Annotated in this window: 19 protein-coding genes; 14 read left to right on the top strand and 5 right to left on the bottom strand. The window is 65.8% G+C overall.

What is annotated here, in order from left to right; all coding sequences use genetic code 11:
• Positions 1-6 precede the first annotated feature (6 nt).
• The 5 genes from RHOSA_RS0113550 (at position 7) to RHOSA_RS0113530 (ending at position 3950) form a co-directional block, all read left to right on the top strand.
• Positions 7-801 carry a type III pantothenate kinase gene (locus RHOSA_RS0113550; RefSeq protein WP_027289092.1) on the top strand — a complete coding sequence of 265 codons (795 nt, stop codon included), beginning with the start codon at positions 7-9 and terminating at the stop codon, positions 799-801.
• Between the two features lie 24 nt (positions 802-825).
• Positions 826-2502: a ribonuclease J gene (locus RHOSA_RS0113545; protein WP_027289091.1), complete on the top strand. Its 1677-nt coding sequence runs from the start codon at positions 826-828 to the stop codon at positions 2500-2502.
• A 179-nt stretch (positions 2503-2681) separates the two neighbouring features.
• On the top strand, positions 2682-3086 hold the full coding sequence (gene mce, locus RHOSA_RS0113540) for a methylmalonyl-CoA epimerase (protein ID WP_027289090.1): 405 nt from the start codon (positions 2682-2684) through the stop codon (positions 3084-3086).
• A gap of 41 nt (positions 3087-3127) precedes the next feature.
• Positions 3128-3376 (top strand): DUF1467 family protein, encoded by a 249-nt coding sequence (locus RHOSA_RS0113535; protein ID WP_027289089.1) that lies wholly within the window; start codon positions 3128-3130, stop codon positions 3374-3376.
• A gap of 22 nt (positions 3377-3398) precedes the next feature.
• Complete coding sequence (locus RHOSA_RS0113530; protein ID WP_027289088.1) at positions 3399-3950, top strand: DNA-3-methyladenine glycosylase I; 552 nt, start codon at positions 3399-3401, stop codon at positions 3948-3950.
• 287 nt (positions 3951-4237) lie between these two features.
• Here the strand turns inward: RHOSA_RS0113530 and RHOSA_RS0113525 are convergent, their stop codons facing one another.
• Positions 4238-5533: an NCS2 family permease gene (locus RHOSA_RS0113525; protein WP_027289087.1), complete on the bottom strand. Its 1296-nt coding sequence runs from the start codon at positions 5531-5533 to the stop codon at positions 4238-4240.
• 190 nt (positions 5534-5723) lie between these two features.
• Here RHOSA_RS0113525 and RHOSA_RS24365 point away from each other — a divergent pair, with 190 nt between their 5' ends.
• Together RHOSA_RS24365 and bmt are read left to right on the top strand one after the other, a co-directional pair.
• Positions 5724-6212 carry a hypothetical protein gene (locus RHOSA_RS24365; protein WP_156092736.1) on the top strand — a complete coding sequence of 163 codons (489 nt, stop codon included), beginning with the start codon at positions 5724-5726 and terminating at the stop codon, positions 6210-6212.
• A 152-nt stretch (positions 6213-6364) separates the two neighbouring features.
• A complete protein-coding gene (gene bmt, locus RHOSA_RS0113515; RefSeq protein WP_027289085.1) occupies positions 6365-7438 on the top strand; it encodes a betaine--homocysteine S-methyltransferase in 1074 nt (357 codons plus the stop codon).
• Positions 7439-7466: 28 nt separating this feature from the next.
• On the opposite strand, the gene RHOSA_RS0113510 is transcribed toward bmt, so the two are convergent.
• Entirely contained in the window at positions 7467-9281 is a 1815-nt protein-coding gene (locus tag RHOSA_RS0113510; protein WP_081728725.1) for an ABC transporter permease, read from the bottom strand.
• Between the two features lie 340 nt (positions 9282-9621).
• Between RHOSA_RS0113510 and RHOSA_RS0113505 the strand changes: the two genes are divergently transcribed.
• The 5 genes from RHOSA_RS0113505 to RHOSA_RS0113485 all read left to right on the top strand — a co-directional run bounded on the left by RHOSA_RS0113505 (position 9622) and on the right by RHOSA_RS0113485 (position 15606).
• Positions 9622-12459, top strand: coding sequence for a chemotaxis protein CheW (locus RHOSA_RS0113505; RefSeq protein WP_027289083.1), 2838 nt, complete (start codon positions 9622-9624; stop codon positions 12457-12459).
• A gap of 12 nt (positions 12460-12471) precedes the next feature.
• Positions 12472-13020 (top strand): chemotaxis protein CheW, encoded by a 549-nt coding sequence (locus RHOSA_RS22535; protein WP_081728724.1) that lies wholly within the window; start codon positions 12472-12474, stop codon positions 13018-13020.
• A gap of 132 nt (positions 13021-13152) precedes the next feature.
• Complete coding sequence (locus tag RHOSA_RS0113495) at positions 13153-13518, top strand: response regulator (protein WP_027289082.1); 366 nt, start codon at positions 13153-13155, stop codon at positions 13516-13518.
• 1 nt (position 13519) lies between these two features.
• The gene (locus RHOSA_RS0113490) at positions 13520-14734 is read left to right on the top strand and encodes a protein-glutamate methylesterase/protein-glutamine glutaminase (protein WP_027289081.1); all 1215 of its coding nucleotides are present in this window, start codon (positions 13520-13522) and stop codon (positions 14732-14734) included.
• Entirely contained in the window at positions 14731-15606 is an 876-nt protein-coding gene (locus tag RHOSA_RS0113485; protein ID WP_027289080.1) for a CheR family methyltransferase, read from the top strand. The genes RHOSA_RS0113490 and RHOSA_RS0113485 overlap by 4 nt, the downstream gene beginning before the upstream one ends.
• A 194-nt stretch (positions 15607-15800) precedes the next feature.
• Here the strand turns inward: RHOSA_RS0113485 and ctrA are convergent, their stop codons facing one another.
• Positions 15801-16502: a response regulator transcription factor CtrA gene (gene ctrA / locus RHOSA_RS0113480; RefSeq protein WP_027289079.1), complete on the bottom strand. Its 702-nt coding sequence runs from the start codon at positions 16500-16502 to the stop codon at positions 15801-15803.
• A 179-nt stretch (positions 16503-16681) separates the two neighbouring features.
• On the opposite strand from ctrA, the gene fliI reads away from it, so the two are divergent.
• Together fliI and RHOSA_RS0113470 are read left to right on the top strand one after the other, a co-directional pair.
• On the top strand, positions 16682-18172 hold the full coding sequence (gene fliI, locus RHOSA_RS22530) for a flagellar protein export ATPase FliI (RefSeq protein ID WP_081728723.1): 1491 nt from the start codon (positions 16682-16684) through the stop codon (positions 18170-18172).
• Positions 18169-18609, top strand: a complete 441-nt coding sequence (locus RHOSA_RS0113470; RefSeq protein ID WP_027289078.1) for a flagellar FliJ family protein — start codon at positions 18169-18171, stop codon at positions 18607-18609. Before fliI ends, RHOSA_RS0113470 begins: the two co-directional genes overlap by 4 nt.
• Positions 18610-18635: 26 nt before the next feature.
• On the opposite strand, the gene RHOSA_RS0113465 is transcribed toward RHOSA_RS0113470, so the two are convergent.
• Together RHOSA_RS0113465 and RHOSA_RS0113460 are read right to left on the bottom strand one after the other, a co-directional pair.
• On the bottom strand, positions 18636-20141 hold the full coding sequence (locus tag RHOSA_RS0113465; protein WP_027289077.1) for a hypothetical protein: 1506 nt from the start codon (positions 20139-20141) through the stop codon (positions 18636-18638).
• A gap of 16 nt (positions 20142-20157) precedes the next feature.
• Positions 20158-20904 carry a MinD/ParA family protein gene (locus RHOSA_RS0113460; RefSeq protein ID WP_215905007.1) on the bottom strand — a complete coding sequence of 249 codons (747 nt, stop codon included), beginning with the start codon at positions 20902-20904 and terminating at the stop codon, positions 20158-20160.
• Positions 20905-21071 lie beyond the last annotated feature (167 nt).

The raw sequence follows: 21071 nt of genomic DNA, 5'->3' as shown, positions 1-21071 counted from the left end.
GCGGCGATGCTGCTGGTGATCGATTCCGGGAACACGAACGCCGTCTTCGCGGTCTATGACGGCGCGGAGATCGTCGGCCGCTGGCGTGCTTCCACCGATCCGCGACGCACGGCGGACGAATATGCCGTCTGGCTCAGCCAACTGATGGCGCTCGATGGCCTGAAGCCGGCGGACATCACGGGCAGCGTGCTGGCCAACGTGGTGCCGCAGGCCACCTATGCCTTGAAGACGCTGTGTTCGCGCTACTTTAACGGGACGCCGTTGGTGATCGGCGAGCCCGGCGTGATCACCGGCGTTCCGGTGAACATCGACCGGCCCGATCAGGTCGGCGCCGATCGGCTGGTCAACGCGCTCGCCGGGCATGCGCGCTTTGGCGGGCCGCTCGCCATCGTCGACTTCGGCACGGCCACCACGATCGACGTCGTTAGCGCCGAAGGCGCCTATGAGGGCGGCTCGATCTCGCCCGGTATCCACGGCTCGATGGACGCGCTGACCAACGCCGCGGCGAAGCTGCCGCGTGTGGGGGTGGAAAAGCCGCCGTCGCCGATCGGCAAGGATACGGTGACGGCGATGCGCTCCGGCGTCTTCTGGGGCTATGTCGGGCTGATCGAAGGGCTTCTGGCGCGCATCGAACGGGACTACGGTCAGCCGTTGACCGTGATCGCCACCGGCGGTCTGGCTCCGTTGTTCGAAGCGGAGACGGCCGCCATCCACCATGTCGACCGGGACCTGACCCTGCGGGGTCTCAAGATGGTCCACGACCTCAATCGCGGCGCGGATCGCACGCGCGCGGACACCTGATACAAGAAAGGCTTGGCCCTACACATGGACGCGGAATCGGCGCCGGGCGCCGACGAACTGCTCTTCTGCCCGCTGGGCGGCACCGGCGAGGTTGGCCTGAACCTCTACCTCTACGGCCACGCCGGCCAGTGGATGATGGTCGATTGCGGCATCTCCTTCGCCGACGAGACGACCCCGGGGGTCGACCTGCTGTTGCCGGACGTGCGCTGGATCGCCGAGCGCAAGGACAGCCTGGCCGGCATCGTGATCACCCATGCGCACGAGGATCATGTGGGCGCTGTGCCCTACCTCTGGCGGCGGTTGGGCGCGCCAGTCTACGGCACGCCGTTTACCTGCTCCGTGCTGCGCCGCAAGTTGGCGGAGCATGGCCTGGAGGACGAGGTCCCTGTGCATGAGATCCCGGTTGGTGGGCAGACGACGGTCGGGCCGTTCGACCTCGAATTCATCACCATCACCCACTCCATCCTGGAGCCCAGTTCGATCCTGATCCGCACGCCGATGGGCAACCTGCTGCACACCGGCGACTGGAAGCTGGACCCCGCCCCACTGGTCGGCGCGAACTTCGATCAGAAACGCCTGGAACGTCTGAAGGACGACAATATCCTGGCGTTGATCGGCGATTCCACGAACGCCATGGCGCCGGGTCACTCCGGTTCCGAGGTCGATGTGCGCACGGCGCTCAAGGAGCTGGTCGGCTCGCTCGACAACCGTGTGGTGATGACCTGCTTCGCCACCAACGTTGCCCGTTTGCAGACGGCTGCGGAGGTCGCGATCGCCACCGGGCGCAGCCTGTGTCTGGTCGGCCGGTCGATGCACAACATGGTTCGTGCGGCGCAAGAGTGCGGCTACTTGCAGGATTTGCCCGACATGGTGGCCGAGCGGGACCTCGATAGCCTCCCGCGCGACCATGTCATGCTGCTGATGACCGGCAGCCAGGGGGAAAGCCGTTCCGCCCTGGCGCGTACCGCGCGCGAGGAGCATCCCAACGTGGTGCTGGAAGCGGGCGACCACGTGATCTTCTCCTCCCGCGTCATCCCGGGCAACGAGAAGGCGATCCACAGCCTGCAGAACCGCCTGGTCCAGCGCGGCATCGAGGTGCTGACGGAGGAGGACCATTTCGTTCACGTCTCCGGCCATCCGTGCCGGGATGAGCTGACCCAGATGTACCAATGGGTGCGCCCGAAGATCGCCGTGCCGATGCACGGCGAGCCGCGCCACCTGCTGGCGCATGCGCGCCTGGCGGACAGTCTTCAGGTGCCGCACTCGATCGTGCCCTCGGATGGGTCGATGATCCGTCTGGCCCCGGGCAATGTGCCGGAGATCATCGATCACGTCCCGGTTGGGCGGATGGCCCTCGACGGCACCAAGATCCTCCCCACTGACAGCGGCAGCATCCGCGAGCGCCGCAAGATGGGCTTCGCCGGCGTGGCGGTGCTGACCCTGGTGGTCGATGCGGATGGCCAGTTGGAGGACGACCCACAACTCTCCGCCTTTGGCTTGTTCGGCGAGGAAGAAGCCGATGACGACGCGATCGATGCGGCGATCGACGCCGTTGAGGCGGCCGTCCAAAAGCTGCGTCCCGCCGACCGCCGGCGCGACGAGATCGTCCAGGAGACCGCCCGGCTGGCTTTGCGCCGTTTTCTGCAGCGCGAAACCGGCCGCAAGCCGCACACCGAGGTGCATCTCGTCCGCCTGGAGTAGGTGACGGGCTGCTGTGCATGACGCCTCAGCGGATTTCCCTCTCTGCACAGCTCGCATTCGGATGAGCCGGCGCGCCCTCCGGATGCTGCGCCGCGTCATCCGGTATTTGGGCGTGCGCGGTTGGTGCGTTAAACCGGAAGCTGTAGGCTTTGAGGCCAGCTTTCGGGAGGAATGCTGCCATGATCGGTCGCCTGAACCACGTCGCCATCGCCGTGCCGGATCTGGAAGCCGCCAGCGCGCAGTATCGCGAGGCGTTGATGGCCAAGGTTTCCGATCCGGTCGACGAACCGGATCACGGCGTGAGCGTGGTGTTCGTCGAACTCGACAACACCAAGATCGAATTGCTGCAGCCGATGGGGGAAGACAGCCCGATCGCGAAGTTCCTGGAGAAGAACCCCAACGGGGGCATCCACCACGTCTGTTACGAGGTCGATGACATCCAGGCCGCTTCCCGGCACTTGCAGGCGCAGGGAGCCCGCATCCTGGGCGACGGCGAGCCCAAGATCGGCGCGCACAAGAAGCCGGTGCTGTTTCTCCATCCCAAGGACTTCAACGGCACTCTGGTCGAGCTGGAGCAGGCTTAAGGCCCGGCTGGACTAGGCTTGGACAAGTTACCTGAGCGATCATGAACGTCTTTACCGGCATCCTGGTCTACGTGCTGATCTGGTGGATCGTGTTGTTCATGGTACTGCCTTGGGGGGTTCGCCGGCCGGAGAATCCGGAAACCGGCCACGCGCCGAGCGCGCCGGACAAGCCCATGCTATGGCGCAAGGCACTGGTCACCACTTTGCTTGCAGGCCTGCTGTGGGTCGGGGCGTACTACCTGATTACGAGCGACCTGATGCAGTTCCGCGATGCCATCCAGCATGGCTAACCACTCAGGAACATGAAGCGTCGTGCACTACTGCGATTACGCCCCGCAGGATCCGTTGCATACGTCGTATCACAACGATGAACACGGCTTTCCGGCCCGCGACGAAACGGTTCTATTCGAACGGCTAATTCTGGAGATCAATCAGGCCGGCCTGTCTTGGGGGACCGTCTTGCGCAAGCGCGAGACGCTCCTGGCCGCTTATGCCGGGTTCGATGTCGATGCGGTCGCAGCCTTCAGCGCGGATGCGCGGGAACGCTTGTTGGCGGACCCCGGAATCATCCGCAACGTGCGCAAGGTCGATGCCGCGATCGCCAATGCCCAGGCGGTGCAGCGCTTGCGGGCGGAGTATGGCAGCTTTGCCGTGTTCCTGGATGCGCATCATCCCCGACCCAAAGCCGAGTGGGTCAAGCTGCTCAAACGCCATTTCGCGCATGTGGGCGGCGAGATCGTCGGCGAGTTCCTAATGTCGCTCGGGTATCTGCCGGGGGCGCACCGTCCCGATTGCCCGGTGTACACGCGCGTGCTGGCCGCCGAGCCCTCGTGGTGCCACGCGCCGGCCAGTACATTCCAATAGGTCCAGAAGGATCGGTTAAAAAACGAACGAGCCCCCGGTGTCGTGTAGGACACCGGGGGCTCGCCATCATGTACCGTGCCGCTTGCTGCGCCGTTCGTGGCTAATCGCCGACGGACGTTTCCTCCCCAGACTCGGGCCGTGTCTGGATCTTATTCTTATTGTTCGGCACGGCACGCCGGTGGATCGTACCTGAATCCGCTGGGATGTCCAACGGGCCGGTCTTGCTTACCCCGGATTAACCCTGACGGCCAGCGCTTTTCCGCTCCGATAGCTCAAGTCTCGTCCGATTAGAGGTCGAGCAACGCGAAGCGCAGCACGAACAGAGCGGCGATCAGCAGCACAGCCGGCGAGACGTCGGAGAAACGACCGGACAGCAACTTGGTCGCCGTGTAGGCGAGAAAGCCGAGCCCGATCCCGTCGGCGATCGAATAGGTCAGCGGCATCGCCAACGCCGTGACGACACCCGGGGCATACTCGGTCGGGTCTTCCCAGTCGATCTCGGCCAGGCCGCGGGCCATCAGGCAGGCGACGAACATCAGCGCCGGGGCGGTCGCGTAGGACGGGATCGATTCCGCCAGCGGCGCGAAGAACAGCGCCAGCAAGAAGAAGATGGCGACGACGACGGCCGTCAGGCCTGTGCGTCCCCCAGCCTTAATGCCGGCGGCGCTCTCGATATAGCTGGTGGTGGTCGAGGTGCCCATCGCCGAGCCCACGATGGTCGCGCTGGAGTCCGCGACCAGGGCGCGGTTCAGCTTCTCCAGTTTGCCGTCGTGCGTGAGCAGTCCGGCGCGGTGGGCGAGGCCGACCAGCGTACCGCTGGAATCGAAGAAGTCGACGAACAGGAAGGCGAAGATGATCGTCACGATCCCGGTCTGCAGCGCGCCGACGATGTCCAATTGCAGGAACGTCGGTGCCGGGTTCGGCGGCAGGTCGAAGATGCCCTGGAATTCGGAGATGCCGAGCAGGATGCCGATGGCCGCGATCACCAGGATGCCGATCAGCACCGCACCTGGCACGCCGCGGCGGTCCAGCGCGATCATCAGGACGAAGCCGAGCGCGGCCAGCAGTGGCTGCACTTGCGTAACGTCGCCGAGGGTCACCAGCGTTGCATCGGAATTGACCACGATGCCCGCGTTGGTTAGCGCGATCACGCCGAGGAAGAAACCGATGCCTGCCGAGATCGCCATCTTCAGCGTGCGCGGGATGGCATTCACGATCCATTCCCGCACCGGCAGGATGGACAGGATCAAAAAGATGATACCGGAGATGAATACGGCGCCCAGCGCGACCTGCCAGCTCAGCCCCATGCCGAGCACGACGGCATAGGTGAAATAGGCGTTGAGCCCCATGCCCGGGGCGAGCGCGATCGGGTAGTTGGCATAAAAGCCCATCACCAGCGAGCCGAACGCCGCGGCGATGCAGGTCGCGACGAACACGGCCCCGAAGTCCATCCCGGTTTCCGAGATGATCCCGGGGTTCACGACGATGATGTAGGCCATCGTCAGGAACGTGGTCGCTCCCGCCAGCACCTCCCGTTTCGCGGTGGTGCCCATTTCATCCAGTTTGAATAGCTGGTTCAGCATGCCGCCCCCTAACTACATGCGGTGCGCCGGGCATGTCGGCCGCCCGCCGTTGGCTGTCTGGTTGCCCTCGAAAACGCCCCCCAAAGCCGGCCACGTTCTCCCCAGGAAACGCGCCTGCGCGTGCGCGCGATCATTTAAGCCGCGCCAAATCGGTTGGATGCCTTTATGGCTTATTAAGCCAGCTTACGCCATGCTGACTCCCGTCATGCCACATCGACCGCACCATCGTCTCGCCTTTTCACAGTGCACCGCCGCGCTTGCCGCGATGCTGCTGTGCGGTCCACTCGTTATGGCCCCCGCCAAGGGGGAGGTCGAGGTCGACGGGACCACGGTTCGGATTACCAAGGCGGACTGCCTGCGCCTTGTCAAGCATCGCTCAGATCCGGGCGTCACCTACCAGCCCGGGGTGGACGTCGATGGCGACCCGGTCGCTTCGGCCGATCTGCATGACCGGCCGAAGATCGAGTTGCCGGAGCGCGTGTCGATCCCGATCGAGGTCGACCTGGGCGACCGTTATGGCCTGCCGGCCGATGACAGCTTCAAGGGCGACGTGCAGGTCGGCACGGTCGAGGTCGACCTGGAGACCGGACGGGCGACGTTCAATGGCCAGCCGCTGACCAGCGACGACGAGGCCAAACTACGCGCACGCTGCCAGCGTGTGTTGTCGGACGACGAGTAGCCCGAAATTCCGGCGCATGCGGACAAGAGGGTGTCGGTTCCGGTCCTTTCGGTGACCGGATCACGCCCGTAATCTCCCTGCGCGTTCCTATGAACGCATGCACACGCGCGCCGGCGACTGTCTGGCGAGGCCGTAGCGATGGAAAGACGCAGATGACCGATAAGCTCACCCGTTTCCTGGATCAGCGCGGGACCTTGCTGGTCGATGGCGCCACGGGCACCAACCTGTTCGCGCTCGGCTTGCAGACCGGCGATTCGCCGGAGCTGTGGAACGCCGATCATCCGGAGCGGGTTAAGCAGCATTATCGCAGCTTTGTCGACGCCGGGTCGGACATCATCCTGACCAACAGCTTCGGGGGCACCTCGCGCCGGCTGATGCTGCACGGCGGCCAGGAGCGGGTGCGCGAGTTGAACCGGCGCGCCGCCGAGCTGGCGCACGAAGTCGTCGCCGAAAGCGGTCGGGAGGTCGTGGTCGCTGGTTCGATGGGCCCGACCGGCGACATCTTCCAGCCGCTCGGCGCGCTCGCCTACGAGGACGGCGTGGCGGCCTTTGCCGAGCAGGCGCGCGGTCTGGCCGAGGGTGGCGCGGACGTGCTGTGGATCGAGACGATTTCCAGCGTCGACGAGTTGAAGGCCGCCGTCGAAGGAGCGTCGGTCGCCGGCCTGCCGATCACCACCACGCTGTCGTTCGACACCAATGGCCGGACGATGATGGGGGTGACGCCCGACCAACTGTCGTCCCTGGTGCAGACGTTCGATCCCAAGCCGGTTGCCTATGGCGCCAACTGCGGTGTCGGGGCCAGCGAATTGATCGTGGCGTTGAAGAACATGGGCGAGGTTGCGGCCGGCCGCGACGTGCTGATCGCCAAGTCGAACTGCGGTATCCCGGAATGGTCGGGGGATCAGATCGTTTACTCCGGCACGCCGGAGCTGATGGCGGATTACACCCGCCTGGCGATTGATTGTGGCGCGCGGATCATCGGTGGCTGTTGCGGCACCACGCCGGAGCATATCCGCGCGATGCGCCAGGCGATGGACACCCACACCCGGCGCGCGGCGCCGTCGGTCGACACGATTGTCGCCCAGTTGGGCGAGATTTCGACCGGCGCCCAGGATCAGGCGCAGCGCGGCCCGCTTGGCGAATTGCCGGAGAGCGAGGCCGCGTCGGTCAGCGGCAAGCGTCGTCGCGGCCGCCGACGCGCGTCGAGCGACGCGCCGAACTTCTAGGTCAGTTGGCTGAAGCGGTTCCGGCGGCTTACTCGCCGGGCCGGGACTTGGCGATCGTCTTGGATAGGAGGATCACCGGCAGGATGCCCACCGCCACGATCGCGAGCGCGGCGGTCGAGGCCTCCGTCAGGCGTTCGTCGGCGGCGAGGTTGTAGGCCTGGACCGCGAGCGTGTCGAAGTTGAACGGGCGCATCACCAGCGTGGCCGGCAATTCCTTCATCACGTCGACGAACACCACCAACCCGGCCGTCAGCATCGACGCCCACATCATCGGCGCGTGCACCCGGATCAGGGTTGAGAAAGGGCCATGGCCCAGCGTGCGCGCGGCATCGTCCATGGTCGGACGGATCCGGCCCAGGCTGGCTTCCATCGTGTTCAGACTGACCGCCAGGAAGCGCACCAGGTAGGCGAACACCAGCGCGGCCATCGAGCCCGTTAGCAGCAGACCGGTGGAGATGCCGAAGGTCTGGCGCATCCACAGGTCCAGCGCGTTGTCGAGGTTGGCGAACGGGATCAGGACGCCGATCGCGATCACCGTGCCGGGGATCGCGTAGCCCATCGAGGCGACCCGGTTGGCGAGGTAGACCGCCCGGTTCGGTTGCAGGCGCACCGAATAGGTCATGACCGTCGCCAGCACGACCGCAATCAGCGCGGTTACGCCGGCCAGCGAGAAGGAGTTGAATGCCAGTTCCAGAAAGCGCGCCCCGAACTGATCGTCGCCGCGGGCGATCGACATCTTGAGTAGGATCGTGCCCGGCAGCAGGAAACCGATCAGGATCGGCAGGGCGCACGCCAGCCAAGCGCCGACAGCCTTCAGCCCGGCGAGTTCGTAGCCCGGGAGATTCCGGTAGGTGACGCTGCTGTGGTGATAGCGCGCCCGGCCGCGGCTGGTGCGTTCGACCAACAGGACGACGAATACGAAGCCCAGCAGCACGGCGGCGAGCTGGCTGGCCGCCACCCGGTCGCCGAACGAGGCCCAGGCACGCACGATCCCAGTGGTGAAGGTCTGAACGCCAAAGTAGGAGACGGTGCCGAAGTCGGCCAGCGTCTCCATCAGCGCCAGTGATGTGCCCGCGATGATCGACGGTCTGGCAAGCGGCAGTGCCACGCGGAAGAACGAACTCCAGCGCCCACAGCCAAGCGTGCGGCTGACCTCCAGCGCGCAGACCGACTGCTCCAGGAAGCTGGCGCGCGCCAGGAGATAGACGTACGGATAGAGCACGAACGACAGCATGCCGATCGCGCCGGGCAGGGAGCGAATTTCCGGGAACCAGTATCCGCGCGGTCCCCAGCCCATAACCTCGCGCAGCGCTGTCTGTACCGGTCCGGTGAACTGCAGAAAATCCGTATAGGTATAGGCCATGACATAGGCCGGCACCGCGAGCGGCAGGATCAGGGCCCATTCGAAGATTCGCCGACCGGGAAAACGGCACATCGTGACCAGCCACGCCGTGCCGGCCCCGATCGTCGGCACGGTTAAGCCCACGCCCACGACCAGCCAGATCGTGTTCTGGATGTAGCGCGGTAGCACTGTGGCCGCGAGGTGGCCCCAGACATCCGAATCCGGCCCGCCGATCAAACTGGCGGCAACCGTGATGATGGGGATTGCCAGTACGAGGGCGATCAGCACTGCGAGCCAAGCCAGCGGTCCGGGCCGGCGCGCGAAATACCAGACCGGGCGCGTCTGTGCGCCCGCTGTGGCCACCGGCTGGCCTGGGGTGGCGCCGATTTCGGCGACCGCCGTTTCGCCTTGCGTCGCGTACCCGCCATGGGCGTGCGCGTTGGCGCTGTCGCCAGGGGCGTGACGTCGGGCACCGCTGCCGGTGTAGGGGGTGTCGGTCATCGCGGAAGCTGTCGGACCAGAGGCGTTGGTGGTTGGATGTGGGGCGACGCCGGGACTTTAGCGCTGCGTTTGTGAAAATGCGATGCGTTCTTAACCCAGCGCGCGTCCAGTTAAATGGCCCGTGGCACTGCGGGAACAAGCCTGATCGCCGGGCCACATACATCCGGTCGTGGAAGGGGCGACGTGCGAGTCCAGAGCTGCAACCTGTCGGCCGCGCGATTCATGGTGAAGCTCGAGAGTTTGGAGTAACTGCCTTTTAAACAATTTCGGTTCACTCTGTGCCTCGATAGGACGAGCGCACACCGAATGCGTGCGCCGAACCGATAGCCGTGGGGCAGATATGGACGATCTCTTAGGTGAATTCCTGACCGAGACCAATGAGGGTCTGCAGGTTCTGGACACCGAGCTGGTCAAGCTCGAGCAAGATCCCTCGCCAGAGCTGCTGGATAACATTTTCCGTGTGATGCACACGATCAAGGGAACCTGCGGGTTCCTGGGCCTACCGCGTCTGGAGGCCGTGGCGCACTCGGGCGAGACGGTGCTCGGTAAGATTCGCGATGGCGAGCTGGTCGTCACTGCTTCCCGCGTTTCGCTGATCCTGGAGTGCCTGGACCGCATCCGCGAGATCCTAAGCGCGCTGGAAGAGACCGAATCGGAGCCGGAAGGCGACGACAGTGCGCTGATCGCCAAGCTGGATGCCGTTTCGGAGATGGCCGACTATCCCGATGCGCCGGTGCCCGAGGACTCGGGCGATCAGGGTTCGGGGGAAGGTGCCGCTACGTCGGAGCCGGAGACGCAGTCGGAGCCGGTCGACGAGCTGGAGGAGATCTTCCGTAACGCTCCGGGCCCCGAGGATCTGCCGGAGAGCGCCCAGCTGAAGGACACCGGGCCGCCAGCGGCTGACGCTTCGGCCGATCAGGCCGAGACGCCCGCCCCTGAGGCTGCTCAGGACACCGCTTCGGAACAGCCGGCTGCCAAGGCCGAGGCGTCTAAGGCGGAGAGCAAGTCCGAGGCCCCAGCGGCCAAGAAGGCGGACAAGCCCGCCGGCAAGCCCCCCGAGCGTGAGGCGCCGCGCGAGTCGCAGGTCGCCAGCCAGTCGATCCGCGTGTCGGTCGATTTGCTGGAAAACCTGATGACCACTGTCTCGGAGCTGGTGCTGAACCGCAACCAGCTACTGCAGATCCTGCGCAGCCAGCAGGAGAGCGAGTTCTCCGCGCCGCTGCAGCGCCTGAACCACGTTGTCTCGGAGCTGCAGGAAGGCGTCATGAAGACGCGCATGCAGCCGATCGGCAATGCCTGGTCGAAGCTGCCGCGGATCGTGCGTGACCTGGCCCAGGAGCTCGACAAGAAGATCGAGCTCAAGATGAAGGGCGAGGATACCGAGCTCGACCGTCAGGTGCTCGAGCTGATCAAGGACCCGCTGACCCACATGGTCCGCAACTCCGCGGACCACGGTATCGAGACGACGGTCGACCGCGCCAAGAGCGGCAAGGCCGAGGTCGGCACGATCGCGCTCAACGCCTACCATGAGGGCGGCCACATCATCATCGAGATCGGTGATGACGGCCGTGGCCTGAACGTCGACAAGATCAAGGCCAAGGCGCTCAAGAACCAGATCACCACCGAGGCCGAGGTCGCGCAGCTCACTGAGCAGCAGATCCAGCAGTTCATCTTCAAGCCGGGCTTCTCGACCGCCGATGCGGTGACAGCCGTCTCCGGCCGCGGCGTCGGCATGGACGTGGTGCGCACCAACATCGAGAAGATCGGTGGCACGATCGAGCTGTCCTCAAAGGAGGGCATGGGCTCCAAGTTCACGGTGAAGATCCCGCTGACGCTGGCGATCGTCTCCGCGTTGATCGTGGAGTGCACGGGTGAACGCTTCGCGATCCCGCAGCTGTCGGTGCTGGAGCTGGTGCGCGCCAAGGGCGGCAGCGAGAACCAGATCGAGCGGATCAAGGACACGCCGGTGCTGCGCTTGCGCGACCGGCTGCTGCCGCTTGTCAATCTGCGCGAGCTTCTGAAGCTACAGGGCCACGGCAACAACGCTGGCGGCGAAAATCCGGCCGAGCGGACGGAAGCGGACACCGACGGCTTCATCGTGGTGGCCCAGGTCGGGACATATTCCTTCGGCATCATCGTCGACCGCGTTTTCGACACCGAAGAGATCGTGGTCAAGCCGGTCGCGCGGATCCTGCGGGATATCCCGCTGTTCTCCGGCAACACCATTCTGGGCGATGGCCGGGTGGTGATGATCCTGGACCCGAACGGCATCGCTTCCGCGTCCGGCGAACTGACGCTGGTGGAAGGCGACGATGCGCTGGAGGACACCCGCAAGCAGCGCAGCGACAGCGAGGAAGAAGTGTCCATGCTGGTGTTCAACGCCGCCGGCAAGTCGCCCAAGGCGGTGCCATTGGCCCTGGTCGCACGGCTCGAAGAGATCCCGACCGACACGATCGAGGACTCCAATGGTCAGCGGGTGGTGCAGTACCGCGGTCAGCTGATGCCGCTGATCACCATGCCCGGCGGTGAGATTGCGGAAAGCGGCAACCAGCCGGTCCTGGTGTTCACCGACCGCGACCGTTCGATGGGTCTGGTGGTCGACGAGATCGTCGACATCGTCGAGGAGCGGATGCACATCGAGTTGCACGGGGAGCGGCCGGGTTACCTTGGCAGTGCGGTGATCGCGGGCAAGGCGACCGATATCGTCGACGCCGGTTACTTCCTGACCCAGGCGTTCAGCGACTGGTTCGAGGCGGAGAGCGTGCGCGATGCCCGCGAGGGCAACGGCAAGCGGGTCCTGCTGGTCGACGACAGCCCGTTCTTCCGCAATCTGCTGGCGCCGCTGCTCGACGTCGCAGGCTACGACGTCACCACGGCCGACTGCGCGGACACGGCGTTGGAGATGTGCAACAGCGGTCACGAGTTCGACGTCATCGTCTCCGACATCGAGATGCCGGGTATGAACGGCTACGAGTTCGCCGCCACGCTGCGCGAGCAGGGCAAGTGGGCGGATACGCCACTGGTCGCCCTGTCTTCGCACGCCGCGCCGAGCGACCTGGAGCGCGGCCGCCAGGCCGGCTTCCGCGACTATGTCGCCAAGTTCGATCGCGAGACTCTCCTCGACTCGCTGAACCAGACGCTTGGCCAAGACCAAGAGCCTCTGCGCGGCGCGGCATAAGGACCCCAGACCATGGCGAAAAAGACCGATACCAAGGCCCGTGGTAAGGGCCAGAACCAAGGCAAGGGCAAGGACGGCCCGGTCGCCCAGAGTGCAGCTGCTCAGGCGGCACGTGGTGGCGATGCGACCGACTACGTCACTTTCGTGATCGCCGGCCAACTGTTCGGCATCCCGGTGTTGAAGGTGCAGGATGTGCTCGCGGCCTGCGAGGTGACGCGCATCCCGCTTGCACCGCCGGAGATTGCCGGCGCGCTCAACTTGCGCGGGCGCATTGTGACCGCGCTCGATGTGCGCTTGCGTCTCGGCCTGCCGGCCGCCAAGGCAGCCGATGATCGGATGTCGATCGTGGTCGAGCAGTCGGGCGAGTTGTACAGCCTCTTGGTCGACGAGGTGGGGGAAGTGCTCTCCCTCGACCCTGCCGGTTTCCAGCGCAATCCCCCGACATTGGACAGCCGCTTCCGCGAGTATTCCAACGGCATCTTCCGACTGAAGGAGCGTTTGCTGGTGGTGCTCGACGTGGACGGACTGCTTGACTACGAGGCCGCGACCAAGGCGGCCTAACTGCAGGCACAGTGAGACGACTGACCGTAACCCACGCTGGCCTTTGGGGGTGAGAAGGTGTGCGGGCGGAGATGTAAAGCTGACGGGCAGGACATGCACCCTGCGGCCGTGGCATTAGGAGTGGATCCTCCCATGAAGTGCTGTCTAATCGTCGATGATTCCAAGGTCGTGCGCATGGTCGCACGCAAGATCCTCGAGGCGCTTCAGTTCGAGACGGTCGAGGCCGGCGATGGCCAGCAGGCGTTGGAAGCCTGCGAGAAGGCGATGCCGGATGCGATCCTGTTGGACTGGAACATGCCCGTGATGAACGGCATCGACTTCCTGCGCCAACTGCGTCAGCACGCCGGCGGCGAACAGCCGGTGGTCATCTTCTGCACGACTGAGAATGATATGGCGCACATCCAGGAAGCCTTGGGCGCTGGCGCGAACGAATACATCATGAAGCCGTTCGACAGCGATATCGTGGAATCGAAGTTCACGCAGGTGGGGCTGCTGTAACATGACCCCACCTTTTACGGCCGGCGCCCGGGGAGGCGACGGCGGTCCGTTTCGGATCATGGTGGTCGACGATTCGGCTGTGGTTCGCGGACTGGTCAGCCGCTTTTTGCAAGAGGATGCGGAGCTTGAAGTTGTCGCATCCTGTGCCAATGGACAGCGCGCGGTCGACGAACTGAAGCGCACGCCGGTCGATGTCATCGTTCTCGACATCGAGATGCCGGTGATGGACGGCATGACGGCGCTGCCCAAGCTGTTAGAAACGCAGCCAGGCGTGCAGGTCGTCATGGCCTCGACGCTGACGCGATCCAACGCGGATGTGTCGCTGAAGGCGATGGCGGCCGGCGCAGCCGATTATATCGCCAAACCGTCATCGACCGGCGGGCTGCATGGGACCGGCACCTATCAGCAGGAGCTGCGCAGCAAGGTCAAGGCGCTGGCGCAGCAGCACCGGCGCAACCGCGGCGGCAAGTCGGTTGCGCCCGTACGACCACGGTCGCTGGGCGGAAGCGCGCCGACGCCGTCCGCAGCCTCGACCCCGGCGTCGAGTGGCACGCGGGCGTCGGCGGCCGCGGCGCGACCGGCGCCGGCGCCTGCTGGCGATGGGTCGATCAAACTGCGTCCGATGCCAACCGTCAGGCCGGAGGTGCTGGCGATCGGATCGTCCACCGGCGGGCCGCAGGCGCTGTTCAAGTTCTTGGGCGGACTCGGGCGGATCACTCAGCCGGTGCTGATCACCCAGCACATGCCGGCCACGTTCACCGCATTGCTGGCCGATCACATCGGCCGGCAAACCAAGCTGACCTGTTCGGAGGGTAAGGACGGCGATCCGTTGGTGGGCGGGCACGTCTACATCGCTCCGGGCGGTAAACACATGACCGTCGAGAGGGACGCCGGCGGCAAGACCAAGATCAAACTGGCGGACGGGCCGCCGGAAAACTTCTGCAAACCGTCGGTCGACCCGATGCTGCGCAGCCTTGCCCCGATCTACGGGAGCAAGTTGTTGACCGTGATCCTAACCGGGATGGGCAGTGACGGGCTGAAGGGTTCCGAGGTGGCGGTGCAGGCGGGCGGGCACGTGCTCGCCCAAGATGAGGCGACTTCGGTCGTTTGGGGAATGCCGCGTGCTGTGGCAAAGGCGGGACTTTGTTCGGCTGTGTTGCCGCTCCCAGAGCTGGCAGCTGCGGTCCAGAAATTGATCGTGAGGAATGCGGCATGACCCCCGAGGACTTTCAGAAGCTGTCGGCATTGCTTAAGAGCCAGTCGGGTCTCGTACTTGGCCAAGACAAGGCGTATCTGGCCGAAAGCCGCCTGACACCGGTGGCGCGGACCTGGGGCTTTACCGATGCCAAGGCGCTGATCCGCGCCCTGGTGCGCCGGGAGGGCAAGGGCGCCGATTCCAAGCTGCTGCTTGAGGTGGTCGAGGCGATGACCACCAACGAGTCCTTCTTCTTTCGCGACCAGCGGCCATTCGACCAGCTGCGCGACGTTATCCTGCCGTCGCTCCTGGCCTCCCGGGGATCGAACAAACGCTTGCGGATCTGGTCAGCGGCCTGCTCCAGCGGGCAGGAACCCTACTCGATCGCGATGATCCTGAACGACATGCAGCACAAGCTGCGCGACTGGCGGATCGAGATCATCGCCACCGACCTGTCGCGGCCGATCCTGCACCGCGCGACCGAGGGGCGCTACACCCAGTTCGAGGTGCAGCGGGGCTTGCCCGTCACCCTGCTTGCCAAGTACTTCACCCAGGATGGCGACCAGTGGCGGATCAGCGATCAGCTACGCCGTATGGTTACCTTCAAGGTGCACAACCTGCTGGACGGCCCGGGCGCACTCGGCAAGTTCGACATTGTATTTTGCCGCAACGTGCTGATCTATTTCGACCAGGCGACCAAGGGCAAGGTGCTGGAAAGCATCGCCAAGCATCTGGCGGAGGATGGTTTCCTGACCCTGGGCGGGGCTGAGACGGTGCTGGGCGTGACCGACAAGTTCAAGATGGTCGACGGCCAGCGTGGGCTCTACGCCCGGACCGACGGGACCGCCACGGCGCTGAAAAGCCCAAGCGTTGGTCGCGCTGGCGCCGCCTAGCGCGGCGGTGTTCAAGACCGTGTGGTCATGGCGAGGCGCTGCCTGAGCAGCAATCCGCCATGACCACATATCAGCATACCGGCTGTGGGGTCGTTTGGTGCCGTCGCGTCAGCATAGATATTAAACAGTTCGGGCGGACGTCTCTTCGGAAACGTCCGCCCGAACGCGTTGCAGTCACGTCAACACGGCTGCGTTTACGCCTTAACCTTATCCGACGCCATTTCCGGGTCGCGCAGCATATAGCCGCGGCCCCACACCGTCTCGATGTAGTTGGCGCCGCCGGTGGCATTGGCGAGCTTCTTGCGCAGCTTGCAGACGAACACGTCGATGATCTTCAGCTCCGGCTCGTCCATGCCGCCGTAGAGGTGGTTGAGGAACATTTCTTTGGTCAGCGTCGTGCCCTTGCGCAGCGACAGCAGCTCCAGGATGCCGTATTCCTTACCGGTCAGGTGCAATGGCTGACCTTCCACCTCGACCGTGCGGGCGTCCAGATTGACGGCGATCTTGCCGGTGCGGATGATGCTTTCGCTGTGGCCCTTGGACCGCCGCACGATCGCCTGGATCCGCGCTACCAGTTCGCGCTTGTCGAACGGCTTGGTCAGGTAGTCGTCGGCGCCGAACCCCAAGCCCTTCAGCTTGTCGTCCAGCCCGGACAGGCCGGAGAGGATCAGGATCGGCGTGTTGATCTTGGCCGCGCGCATGCGGCGCAGCACCTCGTAGCCGTCGATGTCCGGCAGCATGAGGTCGAGGATGATGATGTCGTAATCGTACAGCTTGCCGATCTCGAGCCCATCCTCCCCCATGTCGGTGGTATCGCAGATATAGCCTTCCGACTTGAGCATCGTTTCGATGCTCTGCGCCATGGCGCTGTCGTCTTCGACGAGGAGGACACGCATCTCGTTGGATCTCCGGGGTGTCGCGATGTCGCCAGGGTAACGATGTTAACCAATATGGGAAAGCTTCATTAATGCGAGGTAAACGGGCGCGCTTTACGGAAGCTTAAAACGGTAGCCGCCATACTTCCCGGTAGTGACGCCTTACATCCTTCTCGGTAGCCTACGCGAGCCCGTTTCCTGTGACCGCCCCGACAGCTCTCAAGACCTTCCTGGACGATCTGGACCGATTTCCGCCCGAACGCCTGTACGGGCGCGTGGCCAGCGTGCTCGGCATGCTGGTCGAGGTAACCGGCCTGGAAGGTGTGCTGTCGGTGGGCGGGCGCTGCGACGTGCTGGCGCGCGGCGACCGTCGTGTGCCGTGCGAGGTCGTGGGCTTCCGGGACAAGCGTGCGCTGCTGCTGCCGTTCGGCTCGGTCGAGGGGATCGCGCTCGGCTGCAAGGCGGAACTGGCCGTCGCGCAGCCGCGCGTGCGACCGGACCCGGCGTGGCTGGGGCGCGTGGTCAACGCGCTGGGTCAGCCGATCGATGGCAAGGGGCCGCTGCCGCAGGGGCGTGAAGCCTATCCCCTGCGCGCCGCACCGCCATCCGCCCATGCGCGCAAGCGGGTCGGCGGTAAGATCGATCTTGGCGTGCGCGCGCTCAACACCTTCCAGACCTGCTGCCGCGGCCAGCGCATGGGCATCTTCGCCGGCTCCGGCGTGGGCAAGTCGGTGCTGCTGTCGATGCTCGCACGCTACACCGCGAGCGATGTCAACGTGATCGGTCTGATCGGCGAACGTGGGCGTGAGGTGCAGGAGTGGCTGGAGGACGAGTTGGGCCCGGAGGGCCTGGCGCGTTCAATCGTCGTGGTCGCCACCTCGGACGAGCCGCCGCCGATGCGCCGCCAGGCGGTCTACCTGACGATGGCGTTGGCCGAGTACTTCCGCGACCACGGCAAGGACGTGCTTTGCCTGATCGATTCGATCACCCGCTTCGCCATGGCGCTGCGCGAGATTGGCCTGGCGGCGGGCGAGCCGCCGGCCGCCAAGGGCTATACCCCGAGTGTGTTCGGCGAGCTGCCGCAGGTTCTGGAACGCGCCGGGCCCGGCGTGAACACCGGTTCGATCACGGGTCTGTTCACCGTGCTGGTGGAAGGTGACGACCACAACGAGCCGATCGCCGATGCTGTGCGGGGCATCCTGGATGGGCACATCGTTCTCGATCGGCAGATCGCCGAGCGCGGGCGCTATCCCGCGATCAACACGCTGCGCTCGATCTCCCGGACCATGCCGGCCTGCAATACGCAGGCGCAGACGGAGCTGGTGACCCGTGCCCGCCGGCTGCTCAGCACCTACGAGGACATGGGAGAGCTGATCCGGATCGGCGCCTACAAGCACGGCTCCGATCCCAAGGTCGACGAGGCGATCAAGTACGTCCCCGACATCGAGGCCTTCCTCAGTCAGGACAAGCAGGAACGCGCGGACCTGGAGAGCGGCTATGCCGCGCTCGCTCGCGTGCTTGGCATGGACTGGCCGGCCGAGGACGCCAGCAGCGGTGCCGCGGCGCAGGAGGGGAGTGCGACAGAGCAGGCCGCGCAGACCGCCGGCGGCAAGCCGATCCCACCTAAGAATGACCTACGTCGGGCGCGCCGGCAGAAGAAGGCCGCTGGCGCGGCCGGTGAGGGCGCATGAGCGCGCTCGACAACCTCGTACGGATCAGCCGTTGGCACCTGGACGAGGCGCGGCAGAAGCTGGGTGATCTGGAACGTCTGGAAACGCGCCTGCAAGACGATCTCCAGCGGCTGGACGAGAGTCTCGTCGCCGAACAGAAGGCTGCCCAGGAAAGCGATCTGGCGCGTGCGGCCTATCCCGCTTATGCCGAGGCGCAAAAGGTCCGCCGGCAGCGCCTGGAGCGCTCGATCGCCGAGGTCCAGAGCCAGATCGCCCAGGCCCGTGAGACGGTTGCCGACGCGTTCCGGGAGGCCAAGAAATACGAACTTGCCCGCGATAACGAGCGGGCCCGGGCCAAGGCCAAACGCGAGCGTGCCGAGGCCGCCCAAATGGACGAGATGGGCCTGCAATTGCACCGCCGGAAGCAGCGCTCCGGCGGGGAAGGCGGCGCGTCGTAAGAGGTCCCGCGCGCCTTGAGCTGACGTTAAGCGCTCAGCCCGGTGTGCTCCGATCCGGCGATCTCGATGAAGTGCCACACCGTGCTCGCCTCGAAACGTAGCTCGCCGTAGAGTCCGCTGACGGCGAGTTGATCGTCGAAGATCTGGGTGATGTCGCGTCGGACGCTCTCCGGTAAGGCCTGTCGGCTGCGAAGGACGGCATCGAGACGTTCGGGCCGGGCGAGACCGTCGAGTTGCAGTTCGCCGAGCTGCGAGAGCGTAAGTTCGACGACGAAGCGACCAGGGGGTCGGGCGTTCGGATGGCGCTTGCCGTCCTCTTCCTCGTCGTCATGTTTACGCAGAAAGAAACGCACGGGTCGCACGTCGCCGTCGCCGATCACCGGTAGCGCGAACAGGCGCCAGTCGCCGCCGGCGTCCTGCGTCAGACGGCTCAGTTGGCCGAAGTCGGCCTTCAAGCGTGTCACTAGGTCGCTCCGACCCGCACGCTCAAGCGTGCGAAGCGGCTCCGCGCTCAGCCAACGGGCCATGTCGCCGCCCTTGAGCGCGGTCATCAGGAACAGCAGACCCGCACCCAGGGTGGGACCGGCGCGTGGGACGGCCTGCGCGATCGGATTGCCGGCAGAGGTCAGGGTCTGGATCAGATCGACCTGATCGGCCGGCACCCCGGGCCGCTGCACGGCTGCCATCGCTTCCTGCAACGCTGGCCAGGCCCGCGTCAGCGCGGGGGCGGCCATCTGCGGCGTGGCCGTCGTCGCTCCGGCCGAGACACCGGCGCGGGATGGCAGGGTCAATTCCAAGGTCATCAACGTGCCAGGCGGCGGCGGGCTTGCGAGTGGCAGGCGCAGGGTGCCGATCGGTGTGCGCAGCAGCACCCCGCTGCCCCCGTCCGTCGGGAGGACACGACCACTCACCACCATCGGCCGGGCGATCCCGTCGCCGCCAGCGATTCGGTTGGCTGCCGGGGGGGCGGTACTATCCGGTGCCTGAACGCGGAGCAGATGGACGTCGACGGTGTTGCCTTGTTGCAGGCGCGGCAACTGGGTGCCGTTGCCGTCGACCGTGGGGGCGCTGGCCGGACCGGTGGCCACGGTGGCGCGCAGGGGCGTGCCCGCTGACAGGCGGTCGGCACCGCCATGTGTGGCGGGCATCGGGGTCGGAACGGTTGTGGGCCGGTTGGGAGTGCCTGTCGCCGTCTGCTGGTGGCCGGTCGTGGGGTGGCCCCCGCTGTCGCCAGGCGCACGGATCGACAGGATGTAGGCTTGCATCTGTGCGCCGGCGGGGCGGAGTTGCAGCGTGACCTGCGCGCCAATCGGCGGGTTGGTGTGCGTGGCCAGGGTCAACATGCCGTTGGCGGTGCGCAGCATCAGGTGACCCTGCGCATCCCGCCCGGCGACGGTCGCCGTAATCACCGTTCCGGCGGTGGCCGCGCGCAGACCCGCCGGCGCTTCGCGTACCGCGGTCGCCTGGGTTGCCGGGCCGGTCGTCGCGCTCGTATTCGGCAGCGCGGTCGGGCGCGGTGGCTCGATTGTCACGACGCGCCCCTGGCGCCTAACCCAGCAACTGCTGGGCTAGGTGCGTGACGTCGACCGCCGCCTCACTGTTCGGCGAGCGCGTCAGCAGCGGCGTTTGTGCGCGGATCGCTTCCGGGACGCGGCTGTCGCGCCGGATCACGCCCGCCAGCGGCGGGCTATACCGCAGGAAGCTCTCGCAGGCCTTGCGCAGCGTGGTGTGCGTGCGTTCGCCCTCGCGCTGGCTGGCGGCCATGTTGACCACCACCCGCAGGTCGGCGTCCGGCCGGTGTTGGCGGATCACCTTGATGTAGGCATACGCATCGGTGAGGGCGGTCGGTTCGTCCGTCGTGATCACCAGGCTGATGCCCGCGAAGCCGGCCAGCGTGCGCACCGTGCCGTCGATGCCGGCACCCAGGTCCATCACGACGTGGTCGTAGGTTTCCGCAAGCCTGGCGACGCCGCGGCCCAGGCCGTCGAGCTGCCCGGCCGAGAGGGCCGCCAACCCGCCGGAGCCGGACCGTCCGGCGGCGACGTCGAAGCCGGTCTTTTCAACCGGCAGCACGACATCGTCCAGCGTGGCCTGGCCGGTCAGTGTACGACTGAGGTCGGCCATCGGGTTCAGGCCCAGTTGCACGTCGACATTGGCCAGCCCCAGGTCGCCGTCGAACAACAGGGACTTCTTGCCCGCCGTGCTCAATGCCTGCGTCAGTGTGATGGCGAGCCAGGTTTTGCCGACACCTCCCTTGCCGGAGGCGACGGCGATCACATTCGACGGGGCAGGCATACGGTCAGCACCTTCGGGCGGGCGGCGGCGGATCGGCATGGCCGGGGCCGTCGGCTTCTGGGCGGCAGGCGTGGGCATTGGCGGGGTCTGTGCAGTTTCGCTCAGGGCGGCCTGCGGTTCCGCGGGGAACCCTGGTGAGGCCGGGGAGGCGCTGGGGCCAGAGGAGG

It is taken from the genome of Rhodovibrio salinarum DSM 9154, from assembly GCF_000515255.1.
Lineage (GTDB): Bacteria > Pseudomonadota > Alphaproteobacteria > Kiloniellales > Rhodovibrionaceae > Rhodovibrio > Rhodovibrio salinarum.
This window is presented reverse-complemented; position numbering and strand designations above follow the sequence as displayed.